This is a genomic window from Massilia sp. (assembly GCF_032106685.1).
Lineage (GTDB): Bacteria > Pseudomonadota > Gammaproteobacteria > Burkholderiales > Burkholderiaceae_D > Telluria.
Genome location: NZ_DAMCPG010000003.1, coordinates 42,611 through 63,955, shown reverse-complemented (window position 1 = coordinate 63,955; position 21,345 = coordinate 42,611). Strand labels below are relative to the sequence as shown.

The 21,345-nt window shown below is 66.4% G+C and carries 15 protein-coding genes; 12 read left to right on the top strand and 3 right to left on the bottom strand.

What is annotated here, in order from left to right; translation table 11 throughout:
• Positions 1-107 precede the first annotated feature (107 nt).
• The gene (locus RT688_RS03250; RefSeq protein WP_313703407.1) at positions 108-563 is read left to right on the top strand and encodes a nuclear transport factor 2 family protein; all 456 of its coding nucleotides are present in this window, start codon (positions 108-110) and stop codon (positions 561-563) included.
• Between the two features lie 404 nt (positions 564-967).
• Here RT688_RS03250 and recJ read toward each other — a convergent pair whose 3' ends face one another.
• Together recJ and RT688_RS03240 are read right to left on the bottom strand one after the other, a co-directional pair.
• Entirely contained in the window at positions 968-2,665 is a 1,698-nt protein-coding gene (gene recJ, locus RT688_RS03245; RefSeq protein WP_313703406.1) for a single-stranded-DNA-specific exonuclease RecJ, read from the bottom strand.
• Entirely contained in the window at positions 2,662-3,702 is a 1,041-nt protein-coding gene (locus RT688_RS03240) for a hypothetical protein (RefSeq protein WP_313703405.1), read from the bottom strand. The genes recJ and RT688_RS03240 overlap by 4 nt, the downstream gene beginning before the upstream one ends.
• Positions 3,703-3,861: 159 nt before the next feature.
• Between RT688_RS03240 and RT688_RS03235 the strand changes: the two genes are divergently transcribed.
• The 11 genes from RT688_RS03235 (at position 3,862) to RT688_RS03185 (ending at position 19,641) form a co-directional block, all read left to right on the top strand.
• A complete protein-coding gene (locus tag RT688_RS03235; protein WP_313703404.1) occupies positions 3,862-5,133 on the top strand; it encodes a lipoprotein-releasing ABC transporter permease subunit in 1,272 nt (423 codons plus the stop codon).
• 15 nt (positions 5,134-5,148) lie between these two features.
• A complete protein-coding gene (locus tag RT688_RS03230; RefSeq protein ID WP_313703403.1) occupies positions 5,149-6,417 on the top strand; it encodes a lipoprotein-releasing ABC transporter permease subunit in 1,269 nt (422 codons plus the stop codon).
• A 1-nt stretch (position 6,418) separates the two neighbouring features.
• A complete protein-coding gene (gene lolD, locus RT688_RS03225) occupies positions 6,419-7,108 on the top strand; it encodes a lipoprotein-releasing ABC transporter ATP-binding protein LolD (RefSeq protein ID WP_409521876.1) in 690 nt (229 codons plus the stop codon).
• A gap of 3 nt (positions 7,109-7,111) precedes the next feature.
• The gene (locus tag RT688_RS03220) at positions 7,112-7,924 is read left to right on the top strand and encodes a TatD family hydrolase (protein ID WP_313703401.1); all 813 of its coding nucleotides are present in this window, start codon (positions 7,112-7,114) and stop codon (positions 7,922-7,924) included.
• 29 nt (positions 7,925-7,953) lie between these two features.
• The gene (locus RT688_RS03215) at positions 7,954-8,925 is read left to right on the top strand and encodes an alpha/beta hydrolase (RefSeq protein ID WP_313703400.1); all 972 of its coding nucleotides are present in this window, start codon (positions 7,954-7,956) and stop codon (positions 8,923-8,925) included.
• A 197-nt stretch (positions 8,926-9,122) separates the two neighbouring features.
• Complete coding sequence (locus tag RT688_RS03210) at positions 9,123-11,879, top strand: type VI secretion system Vgr family protein (protein ID WP_313703399.1); 2,757 nt, start codon at positions 9,123-9,125, stop codon at positions 11,877-11,879.
• Positions 11,880-11,906: 27 nt separating this feature from the next.
• On the top strand, positions 11,907-13,646 hold the full coding sequence (locus tag RT688_RS03205) for a hypothetical protein (protein ID WP_313703398.1): 1,740 nt from the start codon (positions 11,907-11,909) through the stop codon (positions 13,644-13,646).
• Between the two features lie 134 nt (positions 13,647-13,780).
• Positions 13,781-15,409, top strand: a complete 1,629-nt coding sequence (locus tag RT688_RS03200) for a T6SS immunity protein Tli4 family protein (protein WP_313703397.1) — start codon at positions 13,781-13,783, stop codon at positions 15,407-15,409.
• 246 nt (positions 15,410-15,655) lie between these two features.
• On the top strand, positions 15,656-15,955 hold the full coding sequence (locus tag RT688_RS03195; RefSeq protein WP_313703396.1) for a PAAR domain-containing protein: 300 nt from the start codon (positions 15,656-15,658) through the stop codon (positions 15,953-15,955).
• Positions 15,956-15,983: 28 nt separating this feature from the next.
• On the top strand, positions 15,984-17,270 hold the full coding sequence (locus RT688_RS03190) for a T6SS immunity protein Tli4 family protein (protein WP_313703395.1): 1,287 nt from the start codon (positions 15,984-15,986) through the stop codon (positions 17,268-17,270).
• Between the two features lie 28 nt (positions 17,271-17,298).
• Entirely contained in the window at positions 17,299-19,641 is a 2,343-nt protein-coding gene (locus tag RT688_RS03185; RefSeq protein ID WP_313703394.1) for a DNA internalization-related competence protein ComEC/Rec2, read from the top strand.
• 159 nt (positions 19,642-19,800) lie between these two features.
• On the opposite strand, the gene RT688_RS03180 is transcribed toward RT688_RS03185, so the two are convergent.
• A complete protein-coding gene (locus RT688_RS03180; protein WP_313703393.1) occupies positions 19,801-21,339 on the bottom strand; it encodes an ATP-binding protein in 1,539 nt (512 codons plus the stop codon).
• Between the last annotated feature and the right edge of the window lie 6 nt (positions 21,340-21,345).

The following is a 21,345-nucleotide window of genomic DNA, read 5'->3' as shown; positions in this document are numbered from 1 at the left end:
TGGAGTATTTATACTCCAATTTCGGATCCCATGCAAGTGCTAGTTGTCAAGGGAATTACGTCATGACAGAATTGGCGCCGACTTGTCAAAAGGAAAAGGATATTTCCATGCGTTGGCGATCGGCAGGCATCCTCCTGGCAGCGCTGGTGGCGGTGGTCATCGGTGCCTGCGTGGCGCGCGGCTCGCGCGGCACGCAGGAAGAACTCAGGCAACAGGTAATGGAGACCGAGCGCGCTTTCGCCGCCACGATGGCGGCGCGCGACTTCGAGGCATTCCAGGGCTTCCTCTCGAAGGAGGCCGTGTTCATGGCGCCGGGCGGCGCCCAGCGCGGCCGCGACGCCGTCGCCGGGGCCTGGCGCGCGTATTTCGACGGCGCCGCGGCGCCTTTCGCCTGGGCGCCGGAGGAAGTCGAGGTGCTGGCCTCGGGCACGCTGGCCTACAGCAGCGGGCCGGTCACAAGTCTGGACGGCAAGCAGGTCGGGCGCTTCAATTCGGTGTGGCGGCTGGAAGGGCCGGGGACGTGGAAGATCGTGTTCGATCGCGGCTGCGATTGCGGGCGGTAGGGTGGACACCTGTGTCCACGCGGTCGTACCGATGCGTTCTCGTCAATCACCGGAAGGTCATTTCGCAAGCATGCCGATCTCCCGGCGCCCGCTGCGTCATGGCGAGCGCTCTACCGCGTGGACACAGGTGTCCACCCTACAAAAGCGGAAGTGCGCAAGGGCGTAGGGTGGGTTCTTGAACCCACGCGGTCGTACCCGTGCATTCCAGACGAGCACAGCGGATCGACACGCATGCGTACCGGCTTCCTGGAAAGCGCGCGGCACCGGAACCGCTGCGCCGCGTGGGTTCGAGAACCCACCCTACAAAAGCGCGGCAAGAGCACGCGGCGCCGCGGATCGACCGATGAGTCAGCGCGGAGTCATTGATGCGAGCGGCATCAATGACGAGTCCATCATACAAAACCTCACACCGGCTCGGCGTGCTCGACCAGCAGCTGCACCTTGGTCACGCCGTTGTACTCGTTCGCATCGAGCCGGAACGCCACGCGCGCCCGTTCGCCCAGGGCGTCGGTGTGGCCGAACCAGATCGCGTCGTAGCGCCGGCCGTTGCGCTCCAGCAGCAGCTTGAGGTGCTTTTCCTTCAGCACGCGCTGGCTCATCACGCGGAACTCGTCGCAGAACACCGGCGGGGCGAAGCCCTGGCCCCAGACCTGGCCGTCGCACAGTTCGATGAAGGCGGTGCTGTAGAACTCGTCCTCGAGCGGGCCGTCGGTTTCGATCACGCGTTCCAGTTGCGCCTCGCTCAGCCAGGCGCGGCCGACCGCCTCGAACGCCTCGCAGAAGGTGTCGAAGTGATCGGCGCGGATGGAGAGGCCCGCCGCCATCGCGTGGCCCCCGAACTTGTCGATCAGGCCCGGCACGCGCTTCGAGACCAGGTCCAGCGCGTCGCGCAAGTGGAAGCCCGGGATCGAACGGCCCGAGCCCTTGATCAGCCCGGGTCCCGCCGGCGCGAAGGTGATCGTCGGGCGGTAGAACTTCTCCTTCAGGCGCGAGGCGACGATGCCGATCACGCCCTGGTGCCAGCCCTCGTCGAAGACGGCGATGGTGCTGCTGTCGGTCGGCTGGAAGTCGTCCAGGTGCAGCAGCGCCGTGTCCTGCATCTCGGCCTCGATCTCGCGCCGCTTCAGGTTGATCTCGTTGAGCTGCTGGGCGATGGCCCAGGCGCGGCCCTCGTCGTCGGTGACCAGGCATTCGATCCCGAGCGACATGTCTTCCAGGCGGCCGGCGGCGTTCAGGCGCGGGCCGACGGCAAAGCCGAGGTCGAAGGGCGAGGCGCAGCGCGCTTCGCGTCCGGCCACCCGGAACAGCGCCGCCACGCCCGGATGCATGCGCCCGGCGCGCATGCGCTTGATCCCTTGCGCGACCAGGATGCGGTTGTTGGCGTCGAGTTTGACCACGTCGGCCACCGTGCCGAGCGCAACCAGGTCGAGCAGGTTGTCCAGCTTCGGCTGGGTTTGCGCGTCGAACACGCCGCGCCGGCGCAGCTCCGCGCGCAGCGCCAGCAAGACATAAAAGACCACGCCGACGCCGGCCAGGTGCTTGCTCGGGAAGCCGCACTCGGGCTGGTTCGGGTTGACGATCACGCGCGCCGGCGGCAGGGCGTCGCCCGGCAGGTGGTGGTCGGTGACCACGACCTCGATGCCGCGCCGGTTGGCCTCCAGCACGCCGTCGATGCTGGCGATGCCGTTGTCGACGGTGATGATGACGTCCGGCGCCTTTTCGCGCACCGCCAGTTCGACGATCTCCGGGGTCAGGCCATAGCCGTACTCGAAACGGTTCGGCACGATGTAGTCGACCCGAGCGCCCATCGCGCGCAACCCGCGCAAGGCCACCGCGCAGGCGGTGGCGCCGTCGCAATCGTAGTCGGCGACGATGGTCATGTTCTTTTGCGCGGCAATCGCATCGGCCAGGAACACGGCGGCGGCGTCGATGTGCCTCAGACCGCCGGGCGGCGCCAGCGCGGCCAGTTCGCTGGCCAGTTCGCGCGGGTCGAGCAGGCCGCGCGCCGCGTAGATGCGCGCCAGCACGGGGTGCACGCCCCCCTGGCGCAAGAGCTCGGAGGTGCGGAACGGGCAGGGACGGGTGGTGATGCGGGTTTTCAAAGCAGGCTATCCAGGGTCGGGCGGCGCCAGAACTTGCGTTGCGCCATGGCGTTGGTGGTGAATTCGGCAAGCGCGTCGCGGTGCGACAGGACCAGGCGCACTTCGCGCAGGCGGCCTGCCTTCAGGCTCTCCAAGATGGGTGCGAACAGCCCGGCTTCAAGCTGGCCCATGGCCGCGACCCAGCCGCCCCAGTCGGCGGCCAGCGCGTAGGGCGCGACGCTGCCGCAGACCAGCAGGGTGTCGCCCTCGATGGTGGCGGCGAACTGCGCCAGGTCGGCGGGGCTGGCGTCGGCAAGCCGGGTCAGCCAGGCCGGCGTGTCGACCGCGGCCAGGCGCACGCGCGCCGCCGGTGTGGCGAACGGCGTGGCCGACGCCGCTCCCGCGCCCGCGCCCCAGGGCCAGAAGGCATTCACGGGCGGCTGGCGGCGCGCCTCGCGCGCGGCGTTCACCGGATGCGTATGCCAGAGGATCTGGATCTCGTTCTGCAGCCGGCGGAAGGCGGCGGCGCGCTCTCCGGCCGGCATCCAGTCGGTCAAATCCATGCCGAGGGCCGCGCCCGGGGTGGCGGTGTCGAGTTCGCGCCAGTCGTCGGCGCGCAGGAACCAGGTCTGGGCGTCGCCGTAGAGCAGGGCGTGGCCCGCCTCTTCCACGTAGGGCCGGGCCGCATCGAACAGCGCGCGGCTGTCTTCGCCGGACAAGCCCAGCCCCTGCGGATCGCCCATCATCAAATGGGTGCGTGCAATTTCTATATGCACCGGGTTGACGATGAACCATGTACCGTTCGCGGGGTCGAGCCCGTAGGCGCGCATCGCGGCAGCGGCAAAGGCCGGGCGGCCGCCCGGGTCCAGGCCGAGCGTGCGCGCCAGCCACTGCTCGTGCGGCAGGGCGCGCACCGTCTCGTCGGCCGGCAGCCGGCGCTGGCGTGCGCTGCGCGAGAGCAGCGCGGCCAGGCCGGGCGCCTGCAGCGCACGCACCAGGTCGGGCGCGAATTCGGGAACGGGAAGGGCGAAGGGAAGGACGAGCGTAATCTGGGACATGGCGTGATTGTAGGTCAAATCGGGCCACATGGCCGGGCGGGGCGCCATCCGCCACGGCGCCGCCACAGCGTTTTCCCATGATTTACGTGGGCGTGCGCCCTGTCATGGATGAGCTTTGTGTGGCAAACTGCGGGGTCAGTTGTCAAACACTACAAATTCATGAGTTTCAAGCACACACTGCCGTACGAGTGGCTGGTCGGGCTGCGCTACACGCGCGCCGGCAAGCGCAGCGGCCGTAACCGTTTTATTTCGTTCATCTCGCTGATCTCGGTGGCCGGCATCTCGCTTGGCGTGGCCGCCCTGATCGTGGTGCTGTCGGTGATGAACGGCTTCCAGAAGGAAGTGACCGACCGCATGCTCTCGGTGCTGGCCCACGTCGAGATCTTCGACGTGCGCGGCGCCATGCCGGACTGGCGCGCGGTCGGCCGCGAGGCCGCGCGCAACCCGGCGGTGGCCGCTTCCGCGCCTTTCGTCGAGGTGCAGGGCATGCTGCTGCGCGACGGCGTGATGAAGCCGGTGCTGGTGCGCGGCGTGATTCCCGGCCAGGAAGCGAAGGTGTCGGACGTCGCCCGCCAGATGAAGCAGGGGCGTTTCGACGCGCTGCGGCCGGGCACCATGAACATCGTGCTGGGCCGCGCCCTGGCCGACGCGCTGCACGTGGGCGTGGGCGAGCGCGTCACCATGCTGCTGGGAGCGGCCGGCACGACGGAGAGCGGCGCCCCGGCCGCGCCGCGCACCCGGAACTTCGTCGTCTCCGGGATTTTCGAGGCCGGCCACTACGAATTCGACTCCATGCTCGGTTTCGTGCAGATCGACGACGCCATCCAGGCGGCCGGGCTGGTCGGGCCGCTCGGCCTGCGCCTGCGCCTGCACGACCTGCACCGGGCGCCGCAAGTGGCGGCCGAGCTGCGCCGCGACCTGGCGGGCGACTACGTGGTGCGCGACTGGTCGCAGGTGAACACCATCTGGTTCGCCGCCGTGCAGTCGCAAAAGCGCATGATGTTCATCATCCTGACCCTGATCATCGCGGTGGCCGCTTTCAACCTGGTGTCGACCCTGGTCATGACGGTCAAGGACAAGCAGGCCGACATCGCGATCCTGCGCACCCTGGGCGCCTCGCCTCGCTCGGTGATGAAGATCTTCATGGTCCAGGGCACCCTGGTCGGGGTCCTCGGGAGCCTGCTCGGCGTGGTGCTGGGCGTGGCGGTGGCGCTGAACGTCGACGTCATCGTGCCGGCCATCGAGCACGCCTTCGGCATCCAGTTCCTGTCGAAGGAAATCTACCTGATCAGCGAAATCCCGTCCGACGTGCGCTGGGTCGACGTCGGCGCGATCGGCGGCGTGGCGGTGCTGCTGGCCTTCCTGTCCACCCTCTACCCGAGCTGGGCGGCGGCGCGCGTGAAGCCGGCCGAAGCCCTGCGCTACGAATGAAGATGTGAGTCATCCATGAGCATTGTCCATCAACTGCCGTTCGAATGGCTGGTCGGCCTGCGCTATACACGCGCCGGCAAGGGTACCGGCCAGAGCGGCTTCCTCTCTTTTATCTCGCTGATCTCGGTCGCGGGCATCGCGCTGGGCGTGGCGGCCCTGATCATCGTGCTGTCGGTGATGAACGGCTTCCAGAAGCAGGTGACCGACCGCATGCTGTCGGTCCTGGCCCACATCGAGGTGTTCGACACCCGCGGCGACATGCCGCAGTGGCGCGAAGCCGCCCGGCAGGCGCTGAAGAACCCGGCGGTGAAGGCGGCCGCGCCCTTCGTCGAGTCGCAGGGCCTGCTGCAGCAGCGCGACGGCGCGATGCGCCCGGCCACCATCCGCGGCGTGCTGCCCGAGGCCGAGCGCAACATCTCGGAGGTTGCCAGCACCGTGCGCGAGGGCAGCTTCGATTCGCTCACGCCGGGCAGCTTCAACATCGTGCTCGGCTACGCCCTGGCGGCCGGCCTGAACCTGCAGGTGGGCGACAAGGTCACCATGCTGCTGGCCCAGGCCCAGACCACCCCGGCCGGCATGCTGCCGCGCATGCGCAGCTTCACGGTCTCGGGCATCTTCGAATCCGGCCACGCCGAGTTCGACGCCGGCATGGCCTTCGTCAGCCTGCAGGACGCCGAGAAGATGGAGCGCCTGTCGGCGCCGGCCGGGCTGCGCCTGCGCATCGCCGACATGCGCCAGGCGCCGCAGGTGGCGGCCGAGCTGGAGAAATCGATGCCGGGCGAGTACGAGATGCGCGACTGGTCGAAGCTGAACGCCGTGTGGTTCGGCGCCGTACAGACCGAAAAGAAGATGATGTTCATCATCCTGACCCTGATCATCACGGTGGCCGCCTTCAACCTGGTGTCGACCCTGGTGATGACGGTGACCGACAAGCAGGCCGACATCGCCATCCTGCGCACGCTCGGCGCCTCGCCGGCCTCGATCCGGAGAATCTTCATGATCCAGGGGGCGCTGGTCGGCATCCTCGGCGCCGTGGTCGGCGTGGCGGGCGGCGTGCTGGTGGCGCTGAACATCGATGTCATCGTTCCATTCATTGAACATTTGTTGGGAGTGCAGTTCTTGTCGAAGGATATCTATCAAAACAGCACCGTGCCGTCGGACCTGCGCTGGCCGGACGTTTTCAAGATCGGCGGCATCGCCGTGCTGCTGGCCTTCGTGGCCACGATCTACCCGAGCCGCTCGGCGTCGAAGGTGAAGCCGGCGGAGGCGCTGCGCTATGAGTAACATGACCGATACCCCTGTACTGGCCTGCCGCGCCCTCGGAAAAACCTTCAAGCAGGGCGACTACCAGGTGCGGGTGCTCGACAACATCGACTTCGCGATCCGCCGCGGCGAGCGCGTGGCCATCGTCGGCGCCTCGGGCTCGGGCAAGTCGACCCTGCTGCACCTGCTGGGCGGCCTCGACACCCCGACCACCGGCTCGGTGACCCTGCTGGGCGAGGACTTCGCGACCCTGTCCGAGACCCGCCGCGGCGAGCTGCGCAACCATTCGCTCGGCTTCGTCTATCAGTTCCACCACCTGCTGCCCGAGTTCTCGGCCCTGGACAACGTCGCCATGCCGCTGATGATCCGGCGCGAGAAGCGCGCGGTCGCGCTCGAGAAGGCCCAGGCCATCCTCGAACGCGTGGGTCTCGGCAAGCGCGTCGTGCACCGGCCCGGCGAGCTGTCCGGCGGCGAGCGCCAGCGCGTGGCCCTGGCGCGCGCCCTGGTCACCCAGCCGGCCTGCGTGCTGGCCGACGAGCCGACCGGCAACCTCGACCACACGACGGCGATGGCGATCTTCGACCTGATGCTGGAGCTGTCGCGCACCCTCGGCACCTCCTTTGTCATCGTCACCCACGACATGGAACTGGCGCGCCGCTGCGACCGCGCCCTGCGCATGACCGAGCACGGGCTGCAGCCGCTGGAAGCGTAAGCCATGTGGATCGATACCCACTGCCACCTCGACGCCCACGAATTCGGCGCCCAGTCGCTCGAGGTCGCGCAGCGCGCCGGACAGGCGGGGGTATCGATGATCGTGATCCCGGCCGTGGCGCGCGCCAACTTCGGCGAAGTGGCCGCGCTCGCGGCGCAGGCGCATGCACAGTCGAAGAACGCCAGCTATGCGCTCGGCATCCATCCGATCTACGTGCCGCAGGCGCGCGACGAGGACCTGGTCGCGCTGCGCCAGGCGGTGCAAGCCGCGATGGACGACCCGCTTTTCGTGGCCATCGGCGAGATCGGCCTCGACTTCTTCATTCCCATGCTGTGCGAGCCGGCGATGCGCGAGAAGCAGGAGCGCTTCTTCCGCGAGCAGCTGCGCATCGCGCGCGACTTCGACTTGCCGGTGCTGACCCACGTGCGCCGCTCCCAGGACCAGGTCCTGAAGCACATGCGCCAGATCGCCCCGGCGGGCGGCATCGCCCACGCCTTCAACGGCTCCTTCCAGCAGGCCGAGACCTTCGTCAAGCTCGGCATGCACCTGGGCTTCGGCGGCGCCATGACCTTCACCCGCGCGCTGCAGATCCGGCGCCTGGCCAGCGAGCTGCCGCTGGAGTCCATCGTGCTGGAGACCGACGCGCCGGACATTTCGCCCAGCTGGATCCACCCGGCGCGCAACAGCCCCGAACAGCTGCCGGCAATCGGCGCTGCGCTGGCCGGCATGCGCGGCATGGACGAGGGCGCGCTGCGCGAAGCGGCCTGGCGCAATTCGCTGGCGGCGATTCCGCGGCTGGCGCCGCTGCTGGCGTAGAATCTGTTTCTCGACAATCGAAAGGTGCGATGATGGTAAGGCTGCTGTCTATCCTGGTGCCCGCGTTTGTGCTTGCATTCGTGCCGACGTTCGTGTTTGCGAAGGCGCCGGGCGATGTCGACATCGTGCTCGATACCCCGACCGGCAAGCTCGCCGGCAGCCTGTTGCTGCCCGCTGCGAAGACGCCAGTGCCGGTGGCACTGATCATCGCCGGCTCCGGCCCCACGGACCGCGACGGCAACTCGCGCATGCTCCCGGGCCGCAACGACAGCCTGCGCATGCTGGCCCAGGCGCTGGCGCAGGCCGGCATCGCCTCGGTCCGCTACGACAAGCGCGGCATCGGCGCCAGCGCGCCCGCCATGGGCAGCGAAGCGGCGCTGCGCTTCGAAACCTACATCGATGACGCCGCCGGCTGGATCGCGCGCTTGAAGAGCGACCCGCGCTTTTCGACCGTCGCCGTGATCGGCCACAGCGAAGGTGCCCTGATCGGCACGGTCGCGGCGCGGCAGGCCGGCGCCGCCGCCCTGGTCTCGATCGCCGGCGCCGGCGCGCCGCTGCCGGCCGTACTGCGTCGCCAGCTGGCGGACAAGCTGCCGCCCGAACTCCAGAAGGAGAACGAGCGCATCCTCGGCGCCCTCGAGCGGGGCGAGACGGTCGAGCAGGTGCCGCCCCTGCTCGCCGCCCTGTACCGTCCGAGCGTGCAGCCCTACCTGATCTCGCAGTTCCGCTACCTGCCGGCCGAGCGCATCGCGGCGCTCGCCGTTCCGGTCCTGGTCGTCCAGGGCACCACCGACATCCAGGTCGGCGTGGCGGACGCGCAGGCGCTGGCGAAGGCCAGCCCGCGGGCGCGCCTGGCGATCGTCGAGGGCATGAACCACGTGCTGAAGAGGGTGCCGGCGGACGGCGCGCAGCTGGCGTCCTACGGCGACCCGTCGCTGCCGCTGGCGCCGGGGCTGGCCGATACGATTACATCCTTCCTGCATACGGCGCTTTCGCGCTAGGTTTTCGCGCGGCGCGGCGCTCCCGCTGGGGCTGCTCCGGTGTGAATATTCACGCTTTCTTCATTGCGACAGCACGACGTTTGAATAGTTCAACCGGAGCCTCGTGACCGAACGCAACTGCGAATTGTCGCCTTCGTGGGACCATGGCGTTTTCAACCAGGGAGACGCAATTGGACAGCGCGAGCGAGTTCCTCCGCGTGCTACAGCACGAGAAGTCACTAAGCACCGCGCACCGTGCGCTGCGCCTGCGGCTTGCCCATGCCGGGGAGCTGTCCGACGCGCTTGCAGCCGCCAATCTGCTGCCGCAGCGGATCAGCGGGCTGGAGTCGATCTGCGGCGACGTCGAGTACCGCGTCTCCTGCGTCGCCAGCGATCCGGCGCTGCCCCTGAAGGAACTGATCGCGCTGTCGGCCGAGATCCAGGTCGTCACCGATCGCGGCCAGCTGCGCCGGATCTGCGGCATCGTCACCGAGGCGCGCTCGGGCGACGCCGACGGCGCGCTCGCCACCTACCAGCTGGTGCTGCGCGACGCGCTGGCGGTGATGGAAAAGCGCGTCAACAGCCGCATCTTCCGCTACCAGAACGAGCTCGAGATCGTCCAGGTCCTGTTCGACGAATGGCGTCACGCGAACGCCGTGCTGGCCGGCGCCTTCGAATACGAACTCGACCCGCTGCTCGACATGCGTCTCTACCCGCCGCGCGAACAGACCATGCAATACAACGAGTCGGACGCTGCCTTCGTGCGCCGCCTCCTGCGCCGGCGCGGCATCTCCTGGACCGTGCGCCCGGGCCGCAGCCGCGGCACCTCGGTCGACCCGCTGCACGACCGAATTCCGGCGCACACCCTGGTGCTGTTCGCCGACGCCAACGGCCTGCCGGAAAACGCGGCCGGCACGGTGCGCTACCACCGCGACGACGCGCCCGGGGAACGCGACACCATCACTTCCTGGGGCGCGGCGCGCACCCTGCAGCCGGGCAGCGCCACCCGCCACAGCTGGGACTACAAGAACCCGGGCGGGTTGCAGTTCATGTCGACCACGGCGCGCGCCAGCCTGGACCAGGGCGCGCACGGCAGCGGCCTGGCCGCCAGCTTGGATGACTACCTGGTCGAGACGCCGCACGCCGGCAACGACGTCGAGGACCACTGGCGCCTCGGCCAGCTGCGCATGCAGCGTCACGAGTTCGAGGCCAAGTGCTTCCACGGCGAAGGCAGCGTGCGCGACTTCTGCGCCGGCCAGTACTTCACGCTGGCGGACCACCCCGAGATCGACACCCATCCGGCGGCCGAGCGCCAGTTCGTGATCACAGCGTTGCAGGTCAGCGCGCGCAACAACCTGCCGGGGGATTTGTCGGCGCGGGTGGAGCGCTTGTTGGCGCAGAATGGGTGGATCGCGCCGGCTGCCGGCGGCGTTGAGGTCCCGGTGCACGTGCGCTTCACCGCCGTGCGGCGCGGCGTCGCCATCGTGCCCGCCTACGACCCGCGCGTTGACCTGCCGCATCCGCAACTGCAAAGCGCGATCGTCGTCGGCCCCCGGCACGAGGAAGTCCATTGCGACCGGCTGGGCCGGGTGAAGATCCGTTTCCCCGGCATGCGTAGGACGGACCACGAACATGCGCACGGCGCCGGCGCGTCGGGCACCGCTGCCGATTCCGCATGGGTGCGGGTAGCCTCGAACTGGGCCGGAAACGGACCCGGCAGCCAGCAGCAGTTCGGCGCCCTGACGCTGCCTCGGGTCGGGACCGAGGTACTGGTCGCTTTTCTCGGCGGCGACCCGGACCGGCCGGTGATCCTGTCGCAGGTATTCAACCAGACCGGCGAGCCGCCCGCACTCAGCCCGCACGGCGGGCTGCCGGGTAACCGCTACCTCTCGGGTCTCAAGAGCCGCGAGATCGGCGGGCAGCGCGGCAACCAGCTGCGGTTCGACGATACCCAGGGCGAAATCAGCGCCCAACTGGCGAGCGAGCACGGCGCGTCGCAACTGAACCTCGGGTGGCTGACGCATCCGAAGGAGAACGGGATGGCGGAACCGCGCGGGGAAGGGGCGGAGCTGCGCAGCGACCGCTACGTCGCCGTCAGGGGCCGGGATGGCGTGCTGATTTCGGCCGAGGCCTCGGCCAGGGCCGAGGGCGGACAGATGGCGCGCGCTGGCCTCGTCGGATTGGCGGAACTGCTGCAGAGCGTCGTGGACGAGACGGCCAAACTGGCCGTGAAACACGCCGGAGACGAACCCAGCACGGGACGGCTGGCGGAGCTGGTCGGCAAGCTCAAGCAATGGGAAGCCGGTTCGAACACCGCGCCGGACGCCGGCAGCGCCGCGCCCATCGTCGCCGTGACGGCGCCGGCCGGAATCGTGCTCGGCAGCCAGGACAACGTCGCGATCGGTTCCGAAAGAAAAGTCGACCTCGTCAGCGGCGGCGACGCCGAGGTCTCAACGGGCAAGAACCTCTTCATGCGCGCAGCCCAAGGTATCAGCGCCTTCGCCCAGGCCCTGGGCATCAAGCTGGTCGCCGGCCGTGGCAACGTGACGGTGGAGGCGCAGCAGGGCGCGGTCGAGGTCAAGTCGTATCGCCGGATCAGCCTGATCTCTTCCGAAGCGATTCACATCGAAGCACCCATCGTGCGGATCGTTTCGGAAGGGGCTCAGACTGAGTGGTCCGATGGACGGATCGCCCAGCAAAGCTCCGGGCAACAGTTAATCAAGGCCACCTCCGTCGTACGCGGCGCTGCCGGAGGAGGGAGTCCGACCGCACTGGACTTCCCGGCCTCAAAGATCACGACCAACGAGCGCCTTGTTTTGCGGAGCCTGCAAACACGCGAACCCATTCCCAGTCAGCGTTACATAGCGCATCTGGAGGACGGCAGGACAATCGAAGGCATCAGCGACGAGGAGGGCCGCACGACGCTGGTCCAGAGCGACACGCTGGGGCCAGTTCGATTTGAACTTCTCCCTTAACAGCCGTTCGACCAGCCAGGAGTTACCATGGGTGAATCGACCAGGCCCTTGCCGCCTCTCATCCCGCTGCCGAACGGCGGGTGGGAGGTCAATTCCTTCATGTCCTCGCCCGAGTTCACGTTGCGCGGACTAGGGCTTGTGCCGCCCGATAAAATTGTCCCGGTCATTGTCGTACCCGGCATTATGGGCACAAACCTGCGGGCCAAACAAAAACCACGCTTGGGACGTATCGACGATGAGCGGAACAAGATGGCCAGCGCTGGCCAACGTGTCTGGCGGCCGCCCAACGGCGACAACGAGGGGCTTAAGGCAGCCAAAATCTGGGGCAAGTTTACGCCGCGCGAGCGCCAATTGTTGTTTGATCCTGCCACGCTGGAAGTAGATCCCGACGGACCTGTCGTCATACCGAAGTCCGAGGACGGTTATGTTCTGACTGAGCGTGCGGTAAGGGAACGTGGATGGGGCGAACTGCATGCGGACTCGTATGGCGGACTTCTCTACGGTCTGCAGACTCGCCTTAATCAGACGTTCGGGTTTGACGAGCAGGGCAAGAAGCGTTTTGTCCAACAGCATTGGAAGAACGTCATGGCCTGTGACCCTCAGCGATGGGGGCTGCGCCACTTTGCGCCATTAACGGAAGACCACCTCGTCAAGCACGCTCAGCATTACTTTCCCGTGTACGCGGTTGGGTACTGCTGGGTACAAGACTGTAAGACGTCAGCGGAACTGCTGGAGAAGCGAATTCTTGAAATCATCAATTCGTGGAAGGGAGGGAGGCGGCAGTGCTCCAAAGTCATCTTGGTAACGCATTCGATGGGCGGGTTAGTGGCCAGAGCGTGCGCAAGACGTATTCCGGACAAAATTGCCGGTGTGATCCATGGCGTCATGCCGGCGCTGGGCGCACCGGTTGCCTACCGCAGGCTTGCCTGTGGGACGGAGCCGTTTTCACTGAATGGTACTCCTCTCAAGAAATATGCAGACTCTAAGCTGGCAATGATTCTCGGGAATAGTGCTGAGAAAACGACGCCGGTTTTAGCTGTATCCCCTGGAGCACTCGAGCTTTTGCCGAATCACCTGTACCCGCACCCCTGGTTACACGTTCGCGTGGTGAGGTTTGCAGGCGGATCGCAGGAAGCGAGTCAGGCGGGAAAGGATGTGCCATATGGATACCAGACCAAACCGTATGACGCGCTGTCCTTTCCCAATGCAGGCCTGCAGAATCCCTACGATCTGTACCGTGACATGAAATGTTGGTTTCGCCTGATCAATCCGGATCTTGCCGATCCGGCTGGCAAATATGCCAATAAACGAGACGGCGTGGTGTCTGCAATTAAGAAGGCAATCAATACTGCCGAAACTTTCCATAGAACGCTGGGGGACTACTACCACCCTAATACCTATGCTTTCTACGGAGACGACAAAGAGCAGCTTTCGTTCGGGCAGGTACGGTGGGTCGCCCTTCAGCAGGCAGGTTCGGCAACAACGCTCACGCCGGCGAATCTTACTGCCGCGCAGTATATCGGTCAGTCTGAAACGGGGCAGCGGCGCGTGCTTCTCGAGGGAAAGACTGAGCTTCGTTTCGCCCCTGAGTTACAGGATGCGCGAGGTGACGGGACCGTCCCGCATCAATCAGGCGCAGGGCCGGCAGGCAAAGTAAAACAAGTGTTTGCGACGGAGGGCTACGACCACCAAGGATCGTATAACAATGAGCACATGCTTATGTTAACGCTCCGATTAGTTACCAAGATTGTCCAGGAGATCTCGTGAAGAACTGGCTCCGGAGCCGGCCGGCAAGAGTGCTGGCCGGGGCCCTGTGCGCGGGATTGGTCGCCACATGGGCGGTGGGCAAAGTATTGGATAGACGCGAAGAAAGCAGGCGAGACCAACATGAGGTAGTTCGAATGACCGACAAAATGAAAACCGTATGTGTCGGCAGGTTCTTAATTGACGTGCCAGAAGAGGCAGAGATTGAACTGAGACAGGCACGCATTGATGGCTTCGATATTGCGACGTTTAACGAAACCGACGATGACTTCCAGAAGCGTGTTGTAAACCGTGAGGCACAAATCAATGCTAAGCCAGACTACCGTGGTGGCAGTAAGAACATGGAAGCAGTAAGGGAGGTTAAGACCGAAACTGGCCTCGTCGGAAAGATCTTCATACATAGCCGGACGGTGGAAGAAGGAACGCAGGGCAACGGTCTGGGCGGGGTGGAGCGCTATCGTGATGAAGGCATCACGACAGAAGCGCTCGTGCACGGCCATGGCATCAGCATCGACCTGTTCTTTGAAGACAGGAACCCCGACTTGATCGAGGATCTGCCCAAGCTGGTTAACCAGCTTGTAGCGAACCCAAATAACCATACTCCTGCCGAACCAGGATTTTGTATGGACCGCGCCTATGTCCGCGACCCGCTCAACGCCGATCAGCTCGAACAAATCATGATGTTCGGCCGGCTGCCAAATCATCCGGATGTTGAGTTCATGTTCCTTGTTTCGGCTGGACTGAAACCCGACGTGCATGGACTACTTGCAAGGAATGAAGCTGCAGACGAAGCGCTGTCGATGGCTGAGCGGATGCGCATCACGAGGTTACGAGCGGCGTCGCGGGAGATTGGCGGCCTGAAAGGGGAGGAAGTAGCGGAGCTGGTGGTGGAAAAAAATGAAGCACGTGGCCACAGTTTCTGGTGGGAGGTGAACGGGACCGAAGACAACGTTTTCGTCCCACACCTTGTATTCAGGATGAGTACCGGGAACGGCAACCGTCAGCCCGCTCCCTCCTCGCTTTCGGACGGCGCTGCGCTCGGTTTGTGGGACAAGATCTCGTCCAGTATCCGGTTCCGGCCGAGCAAACCTGCAGAGATGAGCCGGGTAGAGGCGCCGCCAACACCGCTTGGGGCATACGCGTCGGCCGGCGAACGCTGCCCTGAAAGCGGCTGGTGGCTGTGCGGCGATGGCGGAAACGGTGTTGCTATCCTCGGCGGCCAGCGCCAACACCTGCGCAAGGGACAAAAGATGCCGCAGGCTCTGCTGCTCCCGCCCCAGACCATCTGGCAACGAATGCGCGGACTGCAGCCCAGCTACGAAAGCACGACCCGCACTGCGTGGAAACTGGTCGACAAACGCGAACGCGACCGTACGCCACCGTCCGTTCCATTGGCCCAGGCAACGCTGGCAGCGCAAGCGGACAGCGGTAGCGCGATCGGTACTGCGTGCTCGACCGCGCAGCCGGAGGTCGCAATCGGCTATGTGGCGAGGACGGGAATGCAGTGTCCGGCGAGCGGCTGGTGGCGCTGCGAGGAATCGCACGCGCTCGACGGCACACGGTGGTTCGCTGCAGGCAGCCTGCTTCCAGCCGCAACCTTCGAGGTCCCTGCAGCGACCCTCGGCCGCGCCTTTGGAGCGCGCCAGGCAATCCAGCGCCGCAGCGTCTGGCAACTGGTGCGTCACTCTGTGACTCCGGGGGCAACATCGGCAATACCAGACATCAGTGGCTCGGCTCAGGACCGCGATCCGCCGACCCTTGCTTGATCTCTTTTTCGGTCGGGCGAGTGCGATTCGCTGAGAAATGTTTGCGTAATACGCCTCAGTGGTTTCGTTATCGGAAGCAGGTCGAATCAGTCAATGACGAGCAGCCATCATGAGACCGAGGCGACGGCAAACAAACGGCTGAGCTGAACGGAAGGTCTCCTGTCCAGTTCGTTTAAATGCTCGGCCGCAACGTCAACCACTTGGTCTCAGCTGGAGTGCCATTTTCTTCTATTGTGCGGAGCGGCGATGAGCTACATGCGTTATTACATCAGGGACGGGGCGACGACAACTGCCGGCGGAACGGTCATGGCATCCAGCGGATTCAATGTTATCGACGGCTCGCCAGTGGCTCGCGAAGGCGACGCTGTCGATTGTCCAGCATGCGGCGCGCAGGGGCGCATCGAATGCGAGATGCCGCGTCTGTCCGACACTTTTGAAGGCAAGGAATACGCGTTGAGCAACGATCTTTGCATCTGCGAGTGCAGCCCGCCTCCGAAACTCGTCGCAGATCAGGACATTGAATACCAAGCGCTGGATGGGCTTTAGAAGGCGGATCGAAGCGTCCGAAGTTTGAATGGCAACTGCGATTTTCGGCTTCGCCTGGGAACCTAAGGCAGCGAAATATCTTCGGTTTTTGTATTCGTTTTGCCGGGGATCTAAAAGGCCTGCAAGCATCTGGGCCGTTGTTCCCGCCCTGATCAAACCTACAGGACATATGATGTCGCGCGGTTGGAAACATGGCAGATGGGCGATTCCTCTTGGTGTGGTGGCGCTTACGGTTGTGTTTATTCTGAATTCGGTAGAGAGGCGCGAGGAGATGGGCGCTGTCACTGGCTTGACGAGCAAAATGAAAAGCGTTTGCGTTGGTCGCTTTCTTGTCGATGTGCCTGTCGATGCAAAAGTGAGCTTGCAATTGGCTTCGGTCGACGGCTTTGAGCTTGGTCGCGTGGACGAGTCCGCGGATTTGTTCCTGTCCAGGTTGCGTACCCGTGAAAACATATTGAGCGCCAAGCCCAATATGTTCGGGAACGGAAATATCGAATCGTCTACGGAGATACGACATGCCCGCTTTTATGGGAAGGTCTTCGTTCACAGCCGTTATCGAGGCTATAGCGTTGAGAACGACCAGCGTGTTTATTTTGAGACGATATCAGCCGAGGGCCACGTCCACAAAGAGGGTGTCAGCTATCGCTTTGTGGCCAATGTCTACGATCCTGCGCAAGTCAGGGTACTTCCGACGCTGCTCACGCGGCTAACCAATCGCGCGGAAGCCGAGCTGCCGACGGAGCCTGGTTTCTGCATCAGTGGCGCCATGATTCGCGATCCGCATGATCGTGATCGGTCAGAAAGCATCGCAATGTCCGCCACCCTTCCAGGCCATCCGGACCTTGGCATTCTCTTCTGGACGAACAATGCGAAAGTCAAAGGCAGAAGCCTGCTGGAGCGCCATCGTGCGGCCATGACCCCGCTGACACGGGCGCGCGCGCGGACCTTGCGGGAAGGCGCACGTACGATCAATGGCTGCGCCGGGGAAGAGGTCGCGATCAAGGTAACGGAGCTAAACTTCGCCAAGGTCTTCGGCTTTGCATGGGAAACGCCGGGAAGCGACAGAAACGTATTCGTGCCACACCTGTCCCTCGAAAAGGATTCAGGCATGAGCCCCCGGGCCGGCGGCAATCCGGTGCAATCCAGTCCAAGCGAGGAGGCGATGCGCGCGCTGTGGGACAAAATTTCGTCGAGTGTCCGTTTGCGTCCCACTCATCACGTCAACACCCCACGGACCGATGCTCCATTGGCTCTGCCTGGACCGTCACCCACCGTTGCAGACGGCAAGGGCGGACAAGTTGCTAACCTCGACTGACGGCCGCTGCCACCTGCGATAATTCCCCATGCGCTGCGCCATCCTCGGCTTCGTCTTGGGCGTAGCCTTCCTCCAGACGCGCCCGACACTCCCCGACCCCTGGCACCTGCTGGCCTGCGCGCTCGCCGCGCTGGTCCTCTTGCTCGCCCTGCGCGGTCCCGCACGGGCGGCGCTGGCCGGCAGCCTGCTCGGCTTCTGCTGGGCCGCCACGCTCGCCCACGCCGCGCTGTCGCAGGAACTCGCCAAGCGGGACGAGGGCCGCGACATCGCGGTCGTCGGTACCGTGGCCAAGCTGCCGCACGACTTCGGCGAGGGCGTGCGCTTCCAGTTCGCGGTCGAACGGGTCCTGGACGGCGCCGCGCGTGTGCCGGACACGCTGGCCCTGTCCTGGTACGGGCGCGGCGAAGCGGTACAGGTCCGGCCCGGCGAACGCTGGCGCCTGACGGTGCGCCTGCAGCGTCCGCACGGCAACGCCAATCCCCACGGCTTCGACTACGAGGCCTGGCTGCTGGGGCAGGGCGTGCGCGCCACCGGCTACGTGCGGGCCAGTCCGGACAACCGGCGGCTCGATGCCTTCGTGCTTACGCCCGGTCACCTCGTCGAGCGCTGCCGCGACCTGCTGCGCGCGCGCATCCTCGACGCGCTGGCCGGCAAGCCGTATGCCGGCGTCATCGTGGCGTTGGTGATCGGCGACCAGCGCGGCATCGAGCAGGCCGACTGGGACGTGTTCAACCGCACCGGCGTCAGTCATTTGGTCGCCATCTCCGGCCTGCACATCACGATGATCGCGGGGCTCGCCGCGCTGGCGGCGTCCAGCCTGTGGCGCCGCTCCTTCTTCACCGAGGCCCAGCTGCCGCTGCTGCTGCCGGCGCAGAAGGTGGCGGCGCTGGCTGGCGCGGGGGCCGCGCTCGTCTACGTGCTGCTAGCGGGCTTCGGCGTGCCGGCCCAGCGCACGCTCTACATGCTGGCCGTGGTTGCGGCTGCCTTGTGGTGCGGGCGCCTGGCCAGCGTATCGCACGTGCTGTGCCTGGCGCTCGCTCTGGTGCTGCTGCTCGACCCGTGGGCCGTGCTGTGGCCGGGCTTCTGGCTGTCCTTCGGCGCCGTCGGCGTGATCCTGTACGCCGGCGTCGGACGGATCGGGCAGGACGCGCCCGGCTGGCGCGGCGCGCTGCGCCTTGCCGCCCGCACCCAGTATGCGGTCACGCTGGGACTGGTGCCCCTGACCCTGCTGCTGTTCTCGCAGGTGTCGCTGGTCGGGCCGCTGGCGAACGCGGTGGCGATTCCGGTGGTGAGCTTCGTCGTCACGCCGCTGGCGCTGCTGGGCAGCCTGCTGCCGGCGCCGTTCTCAAGCCCGGTGCTGGCGCTGGCCCACCTGGCAGTCGATTGGCTGGCCGCGGCGCTCGGTTGGCTGGCGACCCTGCCGCTGGCGGTCTGGCGCGCGCCGCAGCCGCCGGCCTGGCTGTTCGCGCTCGCCCTGTTCGGCACCGCCTGGATGCTGGCGCCGCGCGGCTGGCCGCAGCGCTGGATCGGCGCCGTGTCCTGGCTGCCGCTGTTCATGCTGCTGCCGACGCATCCGCCTGCCGGCACCTTCACCGTGACTGCCTTCGACGTCGGCCAGGGCATGGCGCTGCTGGTCGAAACGGAGCGCCACCGGCTGCTGTACGACACCGGCCCGCAGTACGCGGCCACGCAGAACGGCGCCACCCGGGTGCTGCTGCCTTACCTGCGTGCGCGCGCGATCGGTCGGCTCGACGGGATGATCGTCACGCACAGCGACACCGATCACGCCGGCGGCGCGCTGACCCTGCTCGAGGCGATCGACGTCGCCTGGATGAGCAGCTCGCTCGCGCCCGGCCATCCGGCGGTGCGCAAGGCGGCGCTGCACCGCCGCTGCGAAGCCGGCCAGCGCTGGGAATGGGATGGCGTCGCCTTCGAGATGCTGCAGCCGGGCGCCGCCAGCTACGCCGATCCCGGATTGAAGTCGAACGGGCGCAGCTGCACCTTGCGCATTTCGGCGAGGGGGCGCGCCATCCTGCTGGCGGCCGACATCGAGGCGGCCCAGGAGACGGCTCTACTGCAATCCGCGCCGCACAGCCTGCGCGCCGACGTGCTGCTGGCGCCGCACCATGGCAGCGGCACCTCGTCGACACCGGCTTTCCTGGCGGCGGTCAACCCCTCCATTGGCGTGTTCCAGGTGGGACATCGCAACCGCTACCGCCACCCGAAGAAGGAGGTGTTCGAGCGTTATGGCCGGCTGGGCATCCGCCGCCTGCGCACCGACGTATCGGGCGCGATCCGGTTCGACTTCGGCGAGACCATCGCGGTGAGCGAGTACCGGCGCGAACAGCGCCGCTACTGGCATGACCATTAAGGAAGCGCTGATGTATTCATGGCGGCGGTCTCGACCACGAGAAAATGCGTCCTGCTGCGTTGTAAATCCTCGCGATACCCCGGTATCGCTCCGGTTTACGCCTTGCCGGCCACATTTTTCGTGTCCGATTCCTGCGCGCCAGAATAAATCAGTGCTTCCTTAAGCGTGGCGCGCCAGCGGCAGCGTGATCGCCACGTGCAGCCCGCCGCCGTCGCGGTTGCGGGCAATGATTGCGCCGCCGTGGGCCTGCACCACGCGCTCGGCGATCGCCAGGCCCAGGCCGTGGCCGTCGACGTTGTTCTTCGCCGGACTGGCGCGGTAGAAGGGCCGGAAAATGATCGGCAGGTCGGTATCAAGCACGCCCGGGCCGCGGTCCAGCACGTCGACGTGGACCGAGCGGGCGTCGGCGCGCAGGCGCAGCTCGACCTTGCCGGCCGCCGCACCATCCTGACCATCTACACCAACCGCGGCGCCGCCATGCTTGACGGCGTTGCGCACCACGTTCTCGACCGCGCGCCACAACAGGTCGGGCGCGCCGCGCACGCAGAGCGGGTGTTCGCCCCCAAGGTCGACCTCGATGGCGGGGCCGTCCGGCCCGATCTCGAAGCGGGCGTCGGCGGCGATGCCGTCGACCAGTTCCTGCATGTCGACCAGTTCGCTCTTCGGCAGGTCGGGATTGGCGTCGAGGCGCGACAGCGTCAGCAGCTCGCCGACCAGCTTGTCCATGCGGACGCTCTCGCGTTCGATGCGAGCGAGCGAGGTGGCGATCTTGTCCGGCTGCTGGTGCGCCAGGCCGATCGCCGCCTGCAGGCGCGCCAGCGGCGAGCGCAGCTCGTGGGAGACGTCGTGCAGCAGGCGGCGCTGGCCGTCCATCAGGGCGCGCAAGCGGGCGCTCATGCGGTCGAAGTCGCGTCCCAGGTCGTTCAGTTCGTCGCCGCCAAGTTTGCCGTCGGCGAAGCGCGGCGCGAGGTCGCCGGCGGCGGCGGCCTCGAAGGCGCCGCGCAGGGCGCGGATCGGGCGCGCGAAATACCAGGCGAGCAGGGCGGCGAACAGCAGACTGACGGCGATGGTGGCGAGCAGCGGGATCGGGCGGGTCAGCGGCCAGCCCGGGCCGAAGGGGCCGCGCGCGCCGTCGCCGCGCCCGAATCGGGGATGTTCGCTTGCACGTTCGCCCGGACTGGGTGGTCCCTCCGCGCGCCGGCCGTCGGCGCCGCCCGCGGCGCCGCGCGTCCCTTGCGCGTTCGCCACCTGGGCGGCCGTGAGCGTGTCGCCGGCGGCGTTGCGGTAGATGCGCGGCACGAACAGCAACAGCTGCTGGCCGTCCGGCGCCTTCAGCATGCGCACCGGCCGGTAAGGACGGTCCGCGCGCAGTTCGCGCTGCGCCTGTTCGCGCATGGCGGCGGTCACCGTGCGCCCGAGCAGTTCGCGGCCGTTGCGGTCGACGGCGTAGACCGAATGCCGGCCTTTACGGGCGTTGAGTTCGCGCAGGGCGGGGATGCCGCCGTATTTCAGCGCGACGGCGGCCGAGTCGAGCATGAAGCCGGCCGGCGGCCCGGTCTCGATGACGGTGACCGCGTCCGAAAGACGCGCCTGCTCGCGCAGCCAGAACACACTGCCGATGCCGACCGCGGCCGCGATCTGGGCCAGCAGGATCGACAGGAAGAACTTCCAGAACAGGCGGCGGCCCGGACGTGCCATGGGCGG